Raw genomic sequence first — 16,836 nt, 5'->3', positions numbered from 1 at the left:
GGTTTCCGAGGTGACGATCACGCTGGACCGGCCGCTCGAACGCGCGCTGGTGGCCCGGCTGGCCCTGGCGCGCGGCGTCGCGGTCTCCGACGAGCGCCTCGCCCGCGACCTGTGGGGCGACGTCGACCTGGCTCGTCCGCGCGAACGTTTGCGCGTGCTGGCCTCCCGGCTGCGGGCGAACCTGGGTGACGCTGCTTCGGCCTTGTCACGCACTTCGGCGGGCTACGTGCTGGACGCTTCTCCGTCCGATGTGGTCGCTGCCGAGCAGGCCTTGTCCGTTGGGTCACGAGAGGCGATCGCGGCTGCTTTGGCGTTGTGGCGCGGCGACTCGTTGGCCGACTTGCGCGCGGTGCCGTTCGGTTTCGCCGAGGGGGAGCGCCTTGACGCTCTGCGCGTGGACCTCCGTGTTGCCCGTCTGGCCGTTGAACAGGAGGCCGGCGCGGGCATCGAGCTGCGGGCGGAGCTGGAGGAGCTCGTTGGCGCGCATCCGTTGCACGAGCGGTTGAGCTGCATGCTCGCGCTCGCGCTGTATCGCGGTGGGCGTCAGGCGGACGCGTTGACCGTGTTGTCGCGTCTGCGTTCTCGGCTGTCCGATGAGCTCGGGGTGGATCCGGCACCGGAGACCGCGTCGGTGGAGCTGCAGATCCTGCGGCAGGAGGCTCCGGGTGGCGCTCCTCGGCGTTCGTTGCCCGCTGCCGGCACGACCTTCCTGGGTCGGGACGCCGATCGGGCCGCCATCGCGGAACGTCTGTCGGTGACGCGGTTGGTGACGCTGACCGGTGTGGCGGGTAGTGGCAAGACACGGCTCGCTTTGGAAGTCGCGCGCGTTGTCGAACGTCCGGTCGTGTGGCTGGACTTGACGGCTGTCCGCGCCGAGGACGAGATCCTGCCCGCGTTGATCGCCGTGGCCGGCGACGACTACCTGACCGAGCTGGAAGGCGCGGTGCTCGTCGTCGACAACGCAGAACACCTGCTGTCGGCCGCTTCTGCCGTGGTGACGGACCTGTTGTCCGCCACGGGAAAGCTGTCCGTTCTCGCCACCTCGCAACGGCCTCTGCTGGCCGAGGGCGAGGAGGTCCGGCACGTCGGTGCGCTGCCTCCTGCGGCCGCCACTCTGCTCTTCTGCGATCGCAGCGGTGCCGAACCTTCTGCCGATGTCGACGCCATCTGCGCGGCGGTCGACCACCTGCCGTTGGGCGTTGAGCTGGCGGCCGGTCTCACGCGCACGTTGTCCGTTCCGCAGTTGGCACGCCGTCTGGACGACCGCCTGCGTCTGCTCGTGGGCGGCCTGCGGGGAAGCCGCCAACGCCACAGCAGCCTGCGCGCTGCTCTCGACTGGAGCCACGAACTGCTCGACGACGTCCAACAGGCCGTGCTGCGCCGTGCGGGCGTGTTCCTCGGCGGCTGGACCCTCGAAGCAGCCGAGGAGGTCCTGGCGTTCGACGGCGTGGAGGTCTCGGACGTCGCCTCGGCGCTGACCGAGCTGGCCGACCGCAACCTGATCGCCGTGTCCGAGGGCCCGCGCTTCCGGATGCTCGAAACCGTCCGCCACTACGCCCTCGACAAGCTGGCCACCGAGTCCGAGACCGTGCGGGCCCGGCACCTGGCCTGGTGCTCGGCGTTCGTGACCGCCCGCGACATCCGCGCGGACACCTCGGTGGTGATGGCTTCGTTCTACGAGGAGTGGGCGAACCTCCTGTCGGCCATGGAGACCGCGGTCGGCACACCTCGCGCCGGCGACGGCCTGCGCCTGGCCGTCGACATGTACGACGCGTGGATGGTGCGAGGCCTGGTCGTGCAGGCCGCCCGCGTGTACGAGGCCCTGATCGACGCCGACGTTCCCGACGAGGTCCGCGCCCCGGCCCTGTGCAACTACGGCTTCTTCTGCACCCAGATCGGCCGCCTGACCCTGGCCTCCTCGCTGCTGGACCGCGCCGCTCCGTTGGCCGAGGGCGACGACCTCCTGACCATCCGCGTCCTCTACTACCGCGCCATCACCGACATCCAGCGCGGCCGCCCGGCCGCCGCCATCTCCTGGGCCGAACGCGGCTACGCCGTGGCGAAGCGCATCGACCACGTCACCTACGTCTCCGCCCTGCGCTGCGTGCTCGCGATCGCGCAGATGTACGCGGGCGACCTGGACGCGTCCCTGGAGAACCACGTCGCGGCCAACGCCATCGACCGGTCTTCGGGTGACGAACACGGCCTGGCCCGCGGCCTGGTCAACGAGAGCATGACGCTCCTCAGCGCCGGTGACGTCATGACCGCTGTGGATCGCGCGGAGGAGGCCGAGGCACTCTCCGAACGCCTGGGCGACGCCATCGGCCTGACCCACGTGGGCATGATCGGAGCCCGCGTGTGCCTGTTGGCTTGGGACTTCGACGAGGCCGTCGACCGCCTCCGCACCGTCCTGGACGACGCCGAGGCCGGGGCGGACACCGGGCTGCTGCGGGTGGACCTCGCCTACGCCCTGCTGTGCCGTGAGGACCTGGCCGGAGCCGCCGCGGAGCTCGCCCTCGCGTTGTCGTACAGCGACGAACAGGACCTCACCTGGCTGGCTGCCCAACCCGTGGCCGCCCAGCTGGCCGAGGAGGAAGGTGACGCCGCCCGCGCGAACGAGATCGCGACGGCCGCGAGGGCGGAGTTCGCTGCCCGCGGGTTCGGATGGCCCTTCACGGTTGACCGGCTGCCGGTCCTCGACGACTGACTCCGGGCTCTGTACGTCTGCTGGACCAATGCCCGCCTTCTTGGCGTTCGAGTCGATTTGCGGCGGGTGGTTGCGTTTCAGCGGAGAGGTCGCCTTGCGTGGGTGGTTGCTCAGGTCCTTGGACGGGCTTTGGTTGCGTTATCGCCGCTGCGCGACGATTGCGATTGGGGCTTGACTTCGGGGCCCTTACGAGGCGCTGGTCGGCCTGTAAAAGCCGGGCATGTAAAGCGCNGGTCCTTAGACGGGCTTTGGTTGCGTCATCGCCGCTGCGCGACGATTGCGATTGGGGCTTGACTTCGGGGCCCTTACGAGGCGCTGGTCGGCCTGTAAAAGCCGGGCATGTAAAGCGCCCGGCCGATCCGAACAGGGTAGCGCCTCGAACCCAAAGTCAAGCCCCAATCGCCGTCGTGCGTGCTTGCGCTGACACCGCACGTCACCATTACCGGTACCCAGTCGGGCATTAGGCCTTTACGGGCTCGGCTTCGCCTTCGCCACTAGCGGGCGAGATCGGTCGATTCATCCGATCGTGTGTCGCTTTACGCGTAATCTAATCGTGATCTTGCGGTAGATTAGAACACGTGATCGAAGGCCTCCCGCTTCTCTCCACCGACGATGTGCTCCGCCACATCGTCGGTAAAGCGATGGAGATTCGTAGTGGCGAGCACGAGTTGATGCGGATGATCGCCGAATTGGATCGGCGAGGCGCCGCGGCCGAGCTTGGTTATAAGGATTTGCCGTATGTGTTGAAGCATGCCGTGCGGTGGGATCGGACTGTCGCCAAGTAATGGGTTGAGAACGCGGCGTTGCTGAGCGCTGAGATCACACCCACCGGCGCCGAACTCGCGCCGGAACTCCCCGCTACCGCGTCCGCGGCGGCGGAGGGCGCGTTGTCGGTCGAGCACGTCAAAGTGGTCGCCGAGGTCATGAAGAAGCTGCCCGCCGAAGCCGAGGCCGCGGTGGTGGATTTCGCCCGTGAGCATGAGCCGAGTTCGGTGCGGTCGTTCGGCAGGGAGCTGGCCTACCGGCTCTATCAGGACGATCCCGAGCCGCGTGACGCCCAGCCCGCGCCACAGGTCAATGACCTCACGCTGGAGTGGCGGGGCGACCGGTTGAAGGTCTCGGGAACGTTGGACAAGATCACCGGCGCGAAGTTCGAGGCGCTGATCGACCCCTTGGCCAAGCCGCGCCCGACCACGCCAGAAGGCCCAGACCCGCGTATCCGCAGGGAACGTCAGGGTGACGCGTTCGCCGAGCTGGTCGACTTGATGCTGCGCGCCGACCAGCTGCCCTCGCATGGTGGCGAGCCGGTGACGCTGACTCTGACGATGCGCTACGAGGACCTGGTAGAGCAAGTCGGCGCGGCGATGCTGGACACCCGCGACCGCGTCCCGGCCGAGCAGGTCCGGCAGCTGGCCTGCAGCGCTGGGATCATCCCGCTGGTCTTGGGCACGCAGTCGCAGCCGCTGGACGTCGGCCGCAAGGCCCGCACCTTCACCGCCGGAATCCGCCGACTCCTGGTCACACGAGACCGAGGCTGCGCCTTCCCCGGCTGCGACAGACACCCGAAACACTGCGACGCCCACCACATCCAGCATTGGGCCGACGGCGGCGCCACCTCCGTCGACAACGGCGTGCTGCTCTGCCACCACCACCGGCTGATCCACCACAGCGGCTGGACAGTAAGAATGGCCAACGGCATCCCGGTCTTCACTCCACCGAAGTGGCTAGATCCGGACCGCAGACCCAGACGCAACCTCATCAACGCCTTCTAACGGACAGGCCGATAGTCGCCGCGCCGTCGAACGGCCACGCCGGATAAGGGACCGCGCTGGGTAAAGGCCTGCGCTGCCCATCGGGCGTGCGGGGAAAGGGCGCAGACCGGCCCGCCGCCACCCCCAATCCCGCGCGCAGCCAATGCCGAAGGCGAGGCACACCCCCAATGGCGATGCGAAGCGAGCCCGTAAGGTCCAATACCACGCACGGGAACCGGAAATCGCGAAGCGAAGCGAGCCCGTAAAGGCCTAATGCCCGACTGGGTACCGGCAATGGTGACGTGACGTGTCAACGCAACCACGCACGACGGCGATTGGGGCTTGACTTCGGGTTCGAGGCGCTACCGTGTTCGGATCGGCCGGGCGCTTTACATGCCCGGCTTTTTAAGGCCGACCAGCGCCTCAGTAAGGGCCCCGAAGTCAAGCCCCAATCGCAATCGTCGCGAAGCGGCGATGAAATGACCCGGCCCGTAAACCTGCCTGAGCAACCACCTGGGCAAGGTGATCGCCCGCATGGCAAGCGACCCCTCCGCTGGAACGGGACCTGGCCGGTGAAGGCCGACAGCCGGCACGGCACACACCTTCCGCCGCACCGGGACCCGCCCCGACGGCCAGACCAATCCAGGCACATAACCGCTGAGCAAACACCCCGCCACCCACCGTTCAAGATCGTCACCCGACCAGGCGGTGAGGTGGAACATGGGACCTTCGACTGGACCAAAACTTCACATCGCCTTGCTACGGTGACCCGCATGAGATCGTGGGGGATGTTGGCGGTCGCCGCGGCGGCCATCACGTTCGGCTCGACGCTGGCCATGCCTGACGTCGCGGTCGCGGCTGCCGAGGGCGGGGTCAGCTGCGGGACGTACGCGGCGAACCAGAAGATCACCCGGAGCGAGATCCTGGCGCGCTCGCGCACGTGGATCAGCGCGCGGGTGCCCTACAGCCAGGCTGACTGCTTCGGCAACAAGTACGGCGCGTACCGCACGGACTGCTCCGGCTACGTCTCGATGGCCTGGGGCCTGCGCATCTCCTACACGACCCACATCCTCGAGCAGGTCGCGCACCGCATCGACTGGGCGGACCTCCGTCCCGGCGACGCGCTCAACGACCGCGAGAACCACGTCGCGCTGTTCATCGGCTGGGCGGACGCGGCCAAGACGCGGCCGATCGTGCGCGAGCAGGCCGGTCCGGACGGCTCCCGGCCCGTGCAGCGGGTGTGGAGCGCCGCCACGGCCAAGCGTTATGTGCCGCTGCGCTACAACAACCTCGTCGAGGCCGGCGGCAGCAAGGACACGACCAGCGACACCCCGGTGACGGACAAGCCGGTCGTCAACGCGGGCCCGCAGATCTCCAACACCGCGCAGCAGCAGCTGGAGATCTACCAGCGCGCCGCGGACGGCACGATCATCACGAACTTCCACAAGACGAGCCGGTGGGCCGGCTGGCAGCAGCTCGGGCCCGAGCTCTTCGCCAGCGACCCGGTCGCGTTGATGAACCCCGAGACGAAGATCGTCGAGGTGTACGCGCGCGGCACGGACGGCAGGATCTACCACCGGGCCGACGGCAAGTGGCTCGCGGTCGGCGACTCGATCGTCGAGGGCAACCCGGTGCTGTTCTGGAACGACAAGAGCAAGGCCGTCGAGGTTCTCGCTCGCGGCGTCCAGGGCGACCTGCTCCGGTTCACGGACAAGTGGGCGCCGGTCGGCGACCGCAAGATCCAGGGTGACCCGGCCGTCGCCGACAAGGACGTGTACGCGCGGTCCGCGGACGACAAGCTCGTCAAGTGGGACGGCGAGAAGTGGCAGGACCAGGGCGTGACGAAGATCGTCAGCGACCCGAGCGTCGCGGTCGACCAGGTCTTCGTGCGCAGCGCCACCGGCTCTGTCGAGCAGTACGCGGCCGGCGTCTGGAAGTCGCTGGGCGGCAAGGGCACCGGCGCGCCGTCGGCGGTGTTCAACACGACGACCGGGTCCATCGACGTCGTGCAGCTCGGTGAGGGCGGCATCGTCGAGCACACGCGTGCCACGGCCAACGGCTTCACCGCGTGGGCCAAGCTCGGCACCACCAAGGTGTCCGAGGCGCCGACCGCGATGTACCACGCGCAGACCAAGACCATCGAGGTCTTCGCCCGCACGGACGACGGCAAGCTGATCCGCCGCTTCTACAAGGAGAAGGCGGGCTGGAGCCAGTGGGCGCTGCTGAGCGACCGCGCCATCGGCTGACCTGAACAGCGAAAAGGGCCGCGACCTCGAGTCGCGGCCCTTTTTCGTCTGCTCAGCAGTGCGTGAAGATCTCGCGCCCCGCAGCCTCGCCCTTGGCCTCGTCGTTCGCGATGGCCGCCGCCCGCAGCGCACGTGCCGCGTCATTGCACTTCTGCGAGCTCACCGCCGACTCCTCGGCCCGCTTCTGCGCGGCTTCGGCGGTCTTCTGCGCGTTCAGAGCCTTGGTGGCGTCGTCCTTGCTGTCCTTGGCCTGCTTGCCGAGGTCGGTGATCTCCCGGTTCTTGCCGTCGATCTCCGTGGACAGCTCGGTGGAGTGCTTCTTCTCCAGGAAGAAGAGCGCGCCGAACGCACCCGCCGCGCCGAACATCAGCACGGTGAACACCGCGAGGATCACCACGCCGGTCCGCTTCGGCTTCGGTGCGAGCGGCGCGACCGGTGGCGGCATCTGCTGCTGGACGGGCAGCACGAACTCCGGCGTGTGCACCTCGAACTGCTGCTGCACCGGGTTGTCCGCAGGCTGCTGCTGCGGATCGAACACAGGGTTGGTCATGGTTCCCCCCAAGGAAGTCGCCCCTGCGCCTATCATCGCCGCGCAGTCAAAGCCGTTACCCGTTGAACGCCGAAAGCCGCGACTCTGTTGAGCCGCGGCCTTGGTTCCGGTGCGTCAGATCAGCACTTCGACATCATGCTGAGGACCGCGGTGAGGATCTTCTGCTGGTCCTGGGAGAGACCGGCGGCGGTCACCTCGCGGGCGGCGTCACGGCAGACCTTGGCCGACTCCAGCTCCTTGCGAGCTTCTTCCGCCGCAGCCATGTGCTTGCGCTGCGATTCGAGGTTCTCCTGGGCCAGGATGGTCTGCGCCGTCAGCGACTTCTGCTTCTCCTCGACCTGCTTGGACAGGTCGGCGGCGCGGTTGCGCTCCTGCACGTAGAGCGCGCCGAACGTGCCGGCCGCACCGAGCAGCAGCACGACGAGCACCGCCAGCACCACGACACCGGTCTTCTTCGGCTTCGGCGCCACCGGAGCCGGCGCGACGGCGGCCTCGGGCTGCGGCACGAACTCGGGCGTGTGCGCCTCGAACGTCGGCTGCGGCACGAACTCGGGCTGCGGCTGCGTCTGGGCAGGCTGAGGCTGAACAGGGTCGGTCATGGTTCTTCCCCCAGGTGGATTGGTCTCTCGGGGCTAACATCGCCACCCGGTCGGCGGTGTTACGTGAGCCGGGCCACTGCATCGATCACCCGGTCGAAGAACCGATCCACGTCGAGCCCGACGGCCACCTGCGCGTTCGGCTCGAAACCCATCCGTCCGTGCAGGTCGACCACGGTCGCGCCACGCGTCAGCGTCCCCGTGGTCTCGATCCCCACGAACGCCTCGACGCACGTCACCAGGGACGGGTCGATCACCCGCGCCACCGCCACCGGGTCGTGCAACGGCGGCGCGGCGAACCCGAACACGTCCCGGTAGGTCGCCGCGAAGAACGTCATCAGCTCCCCGCACAACCGTCCCAACGGCCCCAACGCCTCGAACCGCGCGACCACCGAGGGTGTCACCAACGCCTGGTGCGTCACGTTCAACCCGATCATCGTGACCGGCACGCCGCTCGCGAACACGACAGCGGCGGCCTCGGGATCCACGTAGATGTTGAACTCCGCGTACGGCGTGGTGTTGCCGCGTTCGGTCGACCCGCCCATCAACACGATCTCGCGCACCCCGGAAGTCCCGTAACGCTGCAGGTACAGAGCCACGTTCGTCAACGCCCCGGTCGCGATCAACGTCACCGGCTCACCGGCGTGCATGATGTCGACAGCGTGATCTTCAACAACGCCAACGGAAATCGCACCGAACGACGGACCGTCCAATCCGGACTCGCCGTGGATGTCCTCGGCCACGTACAGCGGACGGACCAACGGCCGTGAACACCCGCGCGCGATCGGCACCGAAATTCCGGCCGCCGAACAGATCCGCTGAGCGTTCAGAGTGACCTTGTCGAGAGTCTGGTTCGCGGCGACCGTGGTGATCGCGCGCAGGTCGAGCTCGGGTGCGCCCGCCGCGAGCAGGATCGCGATCGCGTCGTCGTGGCCGGGGTCGCAGTCGAGCACCACAGGGGTCGGCATGGACCCATCTTCGCCGTTCACGTCCATGAAACAGCTGAAAACCTTTTCGCCAAGCCTTGACGAGGTCAGGGCATGTGCGGCTAGCGTGTGGAAACCGTTTACCGGGGAGGTTTGCGATGACCCGCAGGCGCTATGCCGTGGTCGGCACGGGATCGCGGGCGGAGCGGCACATCCACGCCATCGCGGTCGAGCACGCGGACACCTGTCAGCTCGTCGCGTTCGCCGACGTGAACCGCACCCGGATGAACGTGCACAACGACCGGCTCGCCGATCTGGGGGTCGGGCCGGTCCCCACGTACGACGCCGCCGACTACCTCAAGATGCTCGACGAGCAGCAGGTCGACGTGGTCGTTGTGACCACTGTCGACCGATTTCACGACATGTACGTCGTGGAGGCACTGGACTCCGGTCGCGATGTCGTGACGGAGAAGCCGATGACGACCGATGTGCCGTCGGCGGGCAAGATCCTCGACGCCGTGCACCGCAACGACGGCAACGTCACCGTCACGTTCAACTACCGCTACAACCCGATCCACGAGAAGGTCCGCGAGCTGCTGGCGGACGGCGCGGTCGGCGAGATCGGGTCGGTGCACTTCGAGTGGCTGCTCGACACCCGCCACGGCGCCGACTACTTCCGCCGCTGGCACCGCGACAAGGCCAACTCCGGTGGTCTCATGGTGCACAAGGCCACGCACCACTTCGACCTGCTCAACTGGTGGGTCGGTTCGACGCCGGAGACCGTCTACGCGCACGGCCGGTTGTTCTTCTACGGCGACGAGAACGGCAAACGGCACGGCTACACCGATGACGAGCGGTTCGCGCTCAAGCTGGAGCAGAACGACTGGCTCAAGAAGCTCTACGTCGACGCGCAGCACGAGGACGGTTACCGCCGCGACCAGAACCCGTTCGGGTCCGGTGTGTCCATTGAGGACGACATGTCGGTGCTCGTGCGCTACGCCAGTGGCGCGAACCTGACCTACCACCTCACGGCGTACTCGCCGTGGGAGGGCTACCGGCTGATGGTCAACGGCAGCAAGGGACGTCTCGAACTCGAAGTCGTCGAGAACTCCTGGGTGTCGAGCCAGAACCCGACCGTGCACGGCGTGAACGCCAACCCCGAGGACGGGTGGGCGAAGCTCTCCGTGCAACGGTTGTTCGAGGAACGGGAAGAGATCCCGCTGGAGTACGACCGGGACGGTCACGGCGGCGCCGACCAACGCATGGTCGACGCGCTGTACGGACCGGCCGGGCAAGAAGACCCGTTGGGACGCAAGGCAACGCACTACGACGGAACGCTCTCGCTGCTGACTGGTTTCGCCGCCAACCGCAGCTTCGAGACCGGGGAACCGGTCCGCGTCGTCGACGTCATCGACCTTCGATAGGAGAGATGTGAAAGCGCACAAGGTTGTGGGCTTGATGCTCGGCGCCGCGCTCGTCGCGTCGGGATGCGGTGGCGGATCGGCGAGCAGCGGACAGGCCGAGATCCGGTTCATCTGGTGGGGCAACGACGATCGCGCCAAGGTGACCAACGAGGCGGTGAAGCTCTTCGAGAGCCGCAACTCGAACATCAAGGTCTCGACGTCGTTCCAGAACTTCCAGAACTACTTCGAGAAGCTCTCCACCGAGATCGCCGGCGGCAACGCGCCGGACGTGATCCAGATGGACTACCGCTACCTCAACGAGTACGCGGGCCGCAACGTGCTGCTGGACCTGAGCCCGTACGTGGGCAAGGAGATCCGCACGACGGACTGGGACCAGGGCTTCATCGGCAGCGGCAAGCTCAAGGGCAAGCAGGTCGCCATGCCGTTGGCGCAGAACTCGACCACGATCGTCTACGACCCGAAGCTGTTCCAGGCGGCCGGCGTCAAGACGCCGGAGATCGGCTGGACCTGGGCCGACTACAAGGAGGTCGCCGGCAAGATCCAGGCGAGCACCGGCGGCAAGATCGCGGGCTCCACGGACTTCGGCGGCACCGAGGACGTCTTCGAGACCTGGCTGCGGCAGCGCGGCAAGGCTCTCTACGACGACGACGGCAAGCTCGGCTACTCGAAGGACGACCTGAAGGCGTTCTGGCAACTGTCCAAGGACTTCCGCGACAGCAACGCCACCACCCCGGCGGAACTGGTGACCACGCTGAACGCCGGTGCGGAGCAGACCCCCATGGGCAAGAAGCTCAGCGCGTCCGAGCACAGCTACGACAGCCTCTACGGTGGCTACAACACGGTGCGGCCCGACGAGCTCAAGCTCGGCCCGTACCCCAGCGACAGCAAGGAGACGCTGGGTTCGTACCGCAAGCCGTCGCAGCTGATCAGCGCCTCCGCCCGCACCAAGAACAAGGACGCGGCGGTCAAACTGATCGACTTCCTGCTGAACGACCCGGACGCGGGCAAGATCCTCGGCGCCAACCGCGGCCTGCCGGCGAACCTGAAGATCCGCGACGCCGTGGCGCAGAACCTCAGCGGTGCCAACAAGGTGATCTTCGAGTACCAGAAGTCGGTCGACGCCAAGCTCGGTGACGCGCCGCCCGCACCGCCGAAGGGCGACGGCACGATCTACAAGCTGATGCAGCGCAAGCACGAGGAAGTCGTGTTCGGCAAGAAGACCATCGACCAGGCGCTGGACGAGTTCTGGCGTGACGCGGAAGACGCGCTGAAGTAGTGCCGTACCTGTTCCTCGGACCGTGGTTGCTCGGCGCCATCGGTCTCACCGTCGCGCCGATGGTCGTGTCGCTGTACCTGTCGTTCACCGACTACGACCTGTTCAACGAACCGAAGTGGGTCGGGTTCGACAACTACGCCAAGCTCTTCAGCGACGACCCGCGGTACCTGGACTCGGTCGGCGTCACGCTGAAGTACGTGACGTGGTCGGTGCCGTTGAAACTCCTGCTCGCCCTTGCCGTCGCGTTGCTGCTGAACTCGTTGCGCGGCAAGGGCCAGGCGTTCTTCCGCTCGGCCTTCTACGCGCCCTCGCTGCTGGGCGCGTCGGTCGGGCTGGCGTTGGCGTGGCGGGCGATCTTCGACACCTGGGTCGACACGCCGGACTACGCGCTGGTCACCATCGTGCTGCTGTCGGCGTGGCAGTTCGGCGCACCGATGGTGATCTTCCTGGCCGGGTTGCAGCAGATCCCGCGCGACCTGTTCGACGCGGCCGCGGTGGACGGCGCGGGCTGGTGGCGCAAGCTGTGGTCGATCACGCTGCCGATGCTGTCGCCGGTGCTGTTCTTCAACCTGGTGCTGGAGACGATCCACGCGTTCCAGGCGTTCACGCAGGCGTTCGTGGTGAGCGGTGGGCGCGGCGGACCCGCGGACTCGACGTTGTTCTACACGCTCTACCTGTACGAACGCGGCTTCACGGAGTTCCGCATGGGGTACGCGTCGGCGATGGCGTGGGTGTTGCTGATCGCGATCGCGCTGATCACCGCGGTGCTGTTCCGGACCTCGCGGTACTGGGTGTTCTACGGAGACCAACGATGAAGCGGGCCGCGATCTTCCTGCTCTGCCTCGCCGCGCTGGCCCTGGTGCTGTACCCGATCGTCTGGCTGATCTCGGCGTCGCTGACCCCGGTCGAGGACCTCGTCTCGAACCTGCGGTCGCTCTTTCCCGGCCGGATCACGGCGGACGGCTACGCGGGTGCGCTGGAGGGGGCGGGCGGCGAGTCGTTCTGGACGTTCCTCGGCAACTCCACGATCGTCGCTTCGGGCGCTGTCGTCGGCAACGTCGTGTCGTGCTCGCTGGCGGCGTACGCGTTCGCGCGTCTGCGGTTCCGGCTGTCAGGTCCGCTGTTCGCGTTCGCGCTGATCACGATCATGCTGCCGGCGCACGTCACGCTGATCCCGCAGTACGTGGTGTTCCAGCAGCTGGGGATGATCGACACCTTCGTGCCGCTGATCCTGCCGAAGCTGCTGGCGACCGACGCGTTCTTCGTGTTCCTGATGGTCCAGTTCATGCGCGGGATTCCGTACGAGCTGGACGAGGCCGCGAAGATCGACGGCTGCGGGCCGATCCGCAACTACCGCTACGTGGTGCTGCCGCTGTCGAGGCCCGCGATGGTGACGACGGCGATCTTCACGTTCATCTGGACGTGGAACGACTTCTTCTCGCAGCTGATCTACCTGTCGTCGACCGAGAACTACACGATCCCGATGGGGCTGCGGCTGTACATCGACCAGACGTCGTCGTCCTCGTACGGGCCGATGTTCGCGATGTCGGTGTTGTCGCTGGTGCCGATCGGGCTGTTCTTCCTGGCGTTCCAGCGGTTCCTGGTCGCCGGCGTGGCCACGACGGGGTTGAAGGGATGACGCGCGAACGGTTGGAGACGCTCGCCGACACCCTGTTGGTGGGGTTGTTCGTGTTCGTGGCCTCGCTGCCGTTGGTCACCGCGTACTCGGCGTTCGGGGCGGGGTGCGAGGTCCTGCGCTCAGGGGTCCCCGTGGGCCGGTTCTGGTCGCTGCTGCGTGTTCAGTGGGTGCCGGGCGTGGTGTTCGCGGTGGCGTGGGCGGTGCTGGTGGTGGACGTCGTGGTGGTGCTCACCGTGCTGCCGGCGCCGCTGCCCGTCCGGGCCGCCGTTCTGTCCGCTTCGGTGGCCGTCGGGGCCTGGTTGCTGTCACAAGCGTGTCTTGGTTGGCGCGGCGCATTGAAATTGAGGGCACCTCGGCCGATGCTGATGGCCGCGTTGGTGGTCGCCGGTGTGCTGGTGTGGGCCCTGCCTCCGCTGGCGCTGGTGATCGGCGGACCCCTGGCGCTGGCTGCGGAGTCCACCCGAGAAGGGTGAGAACGATGCGTGTTGCGCTGGTTGGAGCGCGCGGGCACGGGGCGCGGCACGTGGAGAACCTGCTCCGGCTCGGCCACGACGGCACAGCGACGTTCGTCGGCGTGGTCGACGTGGCGGACGTCGACGTTCCGGTGCCGTCCTACCCCGACCTGCCGTCGCTGGCCGCCGAGCTCCACCCGGAGATCGTGGTGATCTCCTCGCCGCCGTCGACCCACCGGGATCTGGTGCTGAGCGCCTTCGCGCTGGGGTGCGACGTGCTGGTGGAGAAGCCGGCCGTGTTGTCGGTCACCGACTTCGAGGAGATCTCCGCCGCGGCCCTGGAGCGCGGGCTGGTGTGCCAGGTCGGGTTCCAGTCGCAGGGGACAGGGTCGTACCGGCGGCTCTGCTCGTTGATCGGCTCCGGCGCGTTGGGCGACATCTCCGGTATCGGCGCCGCGGGCCGTTGGGTGCGCGCGGACTCCTACTACGAACGTGCCACGTGGGCCGGGCGGCAGGGCGAGGACGGGACGTTGGTCAACCCGTTCGCGCACGCCCTGCAGAACGCTCTGTTGCTGGCCGACGTGGAAGAACGCGCGGACATCTCGGTCGAGCTGGAACTGTTCCGATGCCGCGACACGATCACTGCTGACGACACCGCCTGTGTGCGCGTCACGGCTGATGGCGCGCCTCCGGTCACGGTCGCCACGACGCTCTGCGCGTCGGCATCGTTGCCACCGGTGGTGCTCGTGCACGGCTCGCTGGGTCAGGCCGTGTGGTGGTACGACGACGACAGGCTGACCGTCAACGATCACCGGATGGCGGGCTCGCCTCCGGTGGATCTGCTGGAGAACCTGATCCGGCACCGCCAGACCGGCGAGCCGTTGGTCGCCCCGCTGGCCGCGGCGCGGGCGTTCACGTCGGTCGTCGAGCAGTGCGGGAAGGCGGATGTGCCGCTGCTGCCCGCCCGCCGCGTGGGCGACCGGGTGGTGCTGGACGGCATCGACGAGGTCGTCGTGCGCGCCGCGGAGAAGATCGCGACCTTCGACGAGCTGGGCTGCGGTTTCGGGCGGTAGTCTCCCCGCCGGGTCCGTCAGTGCTCGGGGAGTTTCGTGTGGACACCTACATCGACTTGAAGGACGTCCGGCTGACCGGTTACGTCAGCCAGGGCCTCATCGCGCTGGTCGCCGCCGAGTCCGTCTGGGGCACGGTCAACGACTGGCAGGACGGGTCGTCCTCGTGGAGCTTCCTCGCCATCGTGCTGCTCGTGCCGGCGGCCGTGGCGTTCGTCCTGTGGTTCCGCGCCGCCACGCACAACGCCGAGGCGATCGCCCTGCACGGCGTGCGGATGATGCCGCAGGTGTGGAAGGCCAGCGACCCCGCGCAGCGCGACGTGCCGTTCGACCAGCGCGTCGCCAGCCCGTTGATCAAGCCCTGGCAGTACGCGTTCCTCGCGATGGTGATGTGCGACATCTTCGAGTCGCTGCTGCTCGACACCCCCGCCTACGTGGTGTTTTCCACGCTGTCGACGCTCTGCGCGGTCGTGGCGGCCGGTCTCGCGTGCTTCCTGATCTTCCGGATCTCGACGATGCAGCAGCGGTTCGCGGTGCCTCAGCGGAAGCGGCGCTAGACGTTCGTCCGGATGCGCTACACTATGGCGTTGGTTGCGGTTTTGTGTTCGTGTCATTTCACGCTCGCCGAACTTCAGTTGCGAGCGCTTCTCCTTCTTCGCGTAGGGGCAGGTCGGCTCACGACCAACCACAGGGCGGCCCGCAAAGTGCGGTCCGCAGCATTGAAGGAGCAGTAAATGGCTAACGGCACCGTCAAGTGGTTCAACGCCGAAAAGGGCTTCGGCTTCATCGCCCCCGAGGACGGCGGCGCTGACGTCTTCGTCCACTACTCGGCCCTCAACGGTGGCGGCTACCGCAGCCTCGAGGAGAACCAGAAGGTCTCGTTCGACGTCACGCAGGGCCAGAAGGGCCCGCAGGCGACGAACGTCACCGCTCTCTGAGCTGACGTGTGAAAGCAGGGCCTCCGGACGTGTTCCGGGGGCCCTGCTTCTTTAGCGGTGTGACTCGGAACGTTGCCGTGCGAACTCGCGGTCAGACGGGTGCATCGCGGTGCCGCGAGGCGCCCTGCCGAGCGTGAGTTCACCGCCAACGTTCCGAGTCGCGCCGCTAGCCTGGGCCGATGCCGTTGCTCGGACCCGCAGATCCGCTGCCGCACGTCCCTCGGCGCGTCCTGGTCGCCGGTAACGCCGGATCCGGCAAGTCGACCCTGTGCCTGCGCATCGCCTCGCAGTGCGACCTGCGGCGGGTGGAGCTGGACAGCCTCTACTGGGGTCCACAGTGGACACCGCGTCCGGAGTTCCGCGACGAGGTGGCGGAGTTCGCCGACCAGGAGCACTGGGTCACCGAGTTCCAGTACAACGAGGTGCGCAAGGCGTTGCTCACCCGTGCGGACACCGTGGTGTGGCTCGATCACCCGTTCGCGACCGTGATGGTCCGGCTCGTCAGTCGCACGATCAGACGTCGCGCGGGTGGGGTGGAGTTGTGGAACGGTAACCGGGAACCGTCGTTGTGGTCGGCGTTCACGGACTCCGAGCACATCTTGCGGTGGGGCTGGAAGACCTACCGGCGCAGCCGGACCAGGGTGCTCGCCCTGGTCGACGAGATCGTGGTCGTGCGGCTGCGCGGGCAGGGGCAGGTGGAGCGGTGGCTGGCCGGGCCGCTGGCCTCGGTCGGGGAGGAGCGTGCTCGGTGAGAACGGCTCTGGTGCTCGGTGGGACCGGCATGTTGGCCGGATGCGCGCAACGGCTGGTGGCGCGCGGGTGGCAGGTGGTGTTGCCGTCGAGGACGCAGCCGCTGATGGCCGACGACGGGCCGGGCCGGGCGGCGCGGGCGTCGATCTCCCGAGGACACCGGCCGACGTGGGTCAAGGCCGACTGGGCCAAGCCCGAGGAGCTGGCGTCCGAGGTCGAGTACGAGCTGCAGGGCCGGCCGGTGAACCTGCTGGTCGCGTGGGTGCACGAGAGCTATCGCGTGGGTGTGATGCGGGCCGTGCGCCACCTTCTGGCTGAAGACGCGCCGGTGGTGGAGGTGCACACGCACGCGCCGGTGCCGGACCCCGTGCTGGCTCATCCGACGCAGCAGGTGCTGCTGGGCCACTTCGCGCACGACGCCGCGCAGCGCACGACCCGGGCCGTGCTGGACGCGGTGGAACGGGCGTTGGAAGGGCGGGCGCCCTCGCTGCACCACGAGGACGCCCGCTGA

17 protein-coding genes are annotated in these 16,836 nt (G+C 67.7%); 14 read left to right on the top strand and 3 right to left on the bottom strand.

The annotated features are described in order from the left end of the window. Nucleotides 1-10 precede the first annotated feature (10 nt). From LFM09_RS15400 to LFM09_RS15385, 4 genes are all read left to right on the top strand, one after another. Entirely contained in the window at nucleotides 11-2,707 is a 2,697-nt protein-coding gene (locus LFM09_RS15400; RefSeq protein WP_414097113.1) for a BTAD domain-containing putative transcriptional regulator, read from the top strand. A 578-nt stretch (nucleotides 2,708-3,285) separates the two neighbouring features. Then, nucleotides 3,286-3,492 (top strand): hypothetical protein, encoded by a 207-nt coding sequence (locus LFM09_RS15395; protein ID WP_414097112.1) that lies wholly within the window; start codon nucleotides 3,286-3,288, stop codon nucleotides 3,490-3,492. An 18-nt stretch (nucleotides 3,493-3,510) separates the two neighbouring features. After that, nucleotides 3,511-4,479 (top strand): DUF222 domain-containing protein, encoded by a 969-nt coding sequence (locus LFM09_RS15390; RefSeq protein WP_414097111.1) that lies wholly within the window; start codon nucleotides 3,511-3,513, stop codon nucleotides 4,477-4,479. A gap of 752 nt (nucleotides 4,480-5,231) precedes the next feature. Then, nucleotides 5,232-6,704, top strand: a complete 1,473-nt coding sequence (locus tag LFM09_RS15385; protein ID WP_414097110.1) for a hypothetical protein — start codon at nucleotides 5,232-5,234, stop codon at nucleotides 6,702-6,704. Between the two features lie 52 nt (nucleotides 6,705-6,756). Here LFM09_RS15385 and LFM09_RS15380 read toward each other — a convergent pair whose 3' ends face one another. The 3 genes from LFM09_RS15380 to LFM09_RS15370 all read right to left on the bottom strand — a co-directional run bounded on the left by LFM09_RS15380 (nucleotide 6,757) and on the right by LFM09_RS15370 (nucleotide 8,818). Continuing rightward, entirely contained in the window at nucleotides 6,757-7,254 is a 498-nt protein-coding gene (locus tag LFM09_RS15380) for a hypothetical protein (RefSeq protein ID WP_414097109.1), read from the bottom strand. Between the two features lie 119 nt (nucleotides 7,255-7,373). Next, the gene (locus LFM09_RS15375) at nucleotides 7,374-7,853 is read right to left on the bottom strand and encodes a hypothetical protein (RefSeq protein ID WP_414097108.1); all 480 of its coding nucleotides are present in this window, start codon (nucleotides 7,851-7,853) and stop codon (nucleotides 7,374-7,376) included. A 59-nt stretch (nucleotides 7,854-7,912) separates the two neighbouring features. Continuing rightward, on the bottom strand, nucleotides 7,913-8,818 hold the full coding sequence (locus tag LFM09_RS15370) for a nucleoside hydrolase (protein ID WP_414097107.1): 906 nt from the start codon (nucleotides 8,816-8,818) through the stop codon (nucleotides 7,913-7,915). Nucleotides 8,819-8,934: 116 nt separating this feature from the next. Here LFM09_RS15370 and LFM09_RS15365 point away from each other — a divergent pair, with 116 nt between their 5' ends. The 10 genes from LFM09_RS15365 to LFM09_RS15320 all read left to right on the top strand — a co-directional run bounded on the left by LFM09_RS15365 (nucleotide 8,935) and on the right by LFM09_RS15320 (nucleotide 16,836). After that, nucleotides 8,935-10,200: a Gfo/Idh/MocA family protein gene (locus LFM09_RS15365; RefSeq protein WP_414097106.1), complete on the top strand. Its 1,266-nt coding sequence runs from the start codon at nucleotides 8,935-8,937 to the stop codon at nucleotides 10,198-10,200. 7 nt (nucleotides 10,201-10,207) lie between these two features. Further along, entirely contained in the window at nucleotides 10,208-11,476 is a 1,269-nt protein-coding gene (locus tag LFM09_RS15360; protein WP_414097105.1) for an extracellular solute-binding protein, read from the top strand. Further along, nucleotides 11,476-12,291: a carbohydrate ABC transporter permease gene (locus LFM09_RS15355; protein ID WP_414097104.1), complete on the top strand. Its 816-nt coding sequence runs from the start codon at nucleotides 11,476-11,478 to the stop codon at nucleotides 12,289-12,291. Before LFM09_RS15360 ends, LFM09_RS15355 begins: the two co-directional genes overlap by 1 nt. Beyond that, the gene (locus tag LFM09_RS15350) at nucleotides 12,288-13,115 is read left to right on the top strand and encodes a carbohydrate ABC transporter permease (protein ID WP_414097103.1); all 828 of its coding nucleotides are present in this window, start codon (nucleotides 12,288-12,290) and stop codon (nucleotides 13,113-13,115) included. The genes LFM09_RS15355 and LFM09_RS15350 overlap by 4 nt, the downstream gene beginning before the upstream one ends. Next, nucleotides 13,112-13,588, top strand: coding sequence for a hypothetical protein (locus LFM09_RS15345; RefSeq protein ID WP_414097102.1), 477 nt, complete (start codon nucleotides 13,112-13,114; stop codon nucleotides 13,586-13,588). The genes LFM09_RS15350 and LFM09_RS15345 overlap by 4 nt, the downstream gene beginning before the upstream one ends. A 5-nt stretch (nucleotides 13,589-13,593) precedes the next feature. Continuing rightward, entirely contained in the window at nucleotides 13,594-14,640 is a 1,047-nt protein-coding gene (locus LFM09_RS15340) for a Gfo/Idh/MocA family protein (RefSeq protein ID WP_414097101.1), read from the top strand. Nucleotides 14,641-14,678: 38 nt separating this feature from the next. Beyond that, nucleotides 14,679-15,194, top strand: a complete 516-nt coding sequence (locus LFM09_RS15335; RefSeq protein WP_414097100.1) for a hypothetical protein — start codon at nucleotides 14,679-14,681, stop codon at nucleotides 15,192-15,194. Between the two features lie 177 nt (nucleotides 15,195-15,371). Beyond that, nucleotides 15,372-15,575, top strand: a complete 204-nt coding sequence (locus LFM09_RS15330) for a cold-shock protein (RefSeq protein ID WP_086665400.1) — start codon at nucleotides 15,372-15,374, stop codon at nucleotides 15,573-15,575. A 179-nt stretch (nucleotides 15,576-15,754) separates the two neighbouring features. Next, nucleotides 15,755-16,327: an AAA family ATPase gene (locus LFM09_RS15325; protein ID WP_414097099.1), complete on the top strand. Its 573-nt coding sequence runs from the start codon at nucleotides 15,755-15,757 to the stop codon at nucleotides 16,325-16,327. After that, on the top strand, nucleotides 16,324-16,836 hold the full coding sequence (locus LFM09_RS15320; protein ID WP_414097098.1) for a hypothetical protein: 513 nt from the start codon (nucleotides 16,324-16,326) through the stop codon (nucleotides 16,834-16,836). Before LFM09_RS15325 ends, LFM09_RS15320 begins: the two co-directional genes overlap by 4 nt.

This window comes from Lentzea alba (assembly GCF_047445655.1).
GTDB classification, from domain to species: domain Bacteria; phylum Actinomycetota; class Actinomycetes; order Mycobacteriales; family Pseudonocardiaceae; genus Lentzea; species Lentzea alba_A.
This window is presented reverse-complemented; position numbering and strand designations above follow the sequence as displayed.

Coding starts and splice junctions, on each gene's coding strand:
- LFM09_RS15385 (WP_414097110.1), top strand. CDS start 5,232: ATGAGATCGTGGGGGATGTTGGCGGTCGCCGCGGCGGCCATCACGTTC.
- LFM09_RS15380 (WP_414097109.1), bottom strand. CDS start 7,254: ATGACCAACCCTGTGTTCGATCCGCAGCAGCAGCCTGCGGACAACCCG.
- LFM09_RS15375 (WP_414097108.1), bottom strand. CDS start 7,853: ATGACCGACCCTGTTCAGCCTCAGCCTGCCCAGACGCAGCCGCAGCCC.
- LFM09_RS15370 (WP_414097107.1), bottom strand. CDS start 8,818: ATGCCGACCCCTGTGGTGCTCGACTGCGACCCCGGCCACGACGACGCG.
- LFM09_RS15365 (WP_414097106.1), top strand. CDS start 8,935: ATGACCCGCAGGCGCTATGCCGTGGTCGGCACGGGATCGCGGGCGGAG.
- LFM09_RS15350 (WP_414097103.1), top strand. CDS start 12,288: ATGAAGCGGGCCGCGATCTTCCTGCTCTGCCTCGCCGCGCTGGCCCTG.
- LFM09_RS15345 (WP_414097102.1), top strand. CDS start 13,112: ATGACGCGCGAACGGTTGGAGACGCTCGCCGACACCCTGTTGGTGGGG.
- LFM09_RS15340 (WP_414097101.1), top strand. CDS start 13,594: ATGCGTGTTGCGCTGGTTGGAGCGCGCGGGCACGGGGCGCGGCACGTG.
- LFM09_RS15330 (WP_086665400.1), top strand. CDS start 15,372: ATGGCTAACGGCACCGTCAAGTGGTTCAACGCCGAAAAGGGCTTCGGC.
- LFM09_RS15325 (WP_414097099.1), top strand. CDS start 15,755: ATGCCGTTGCTCGGACCCGCAGATCCGCTGCCGCACGTCCCTCGGCGC.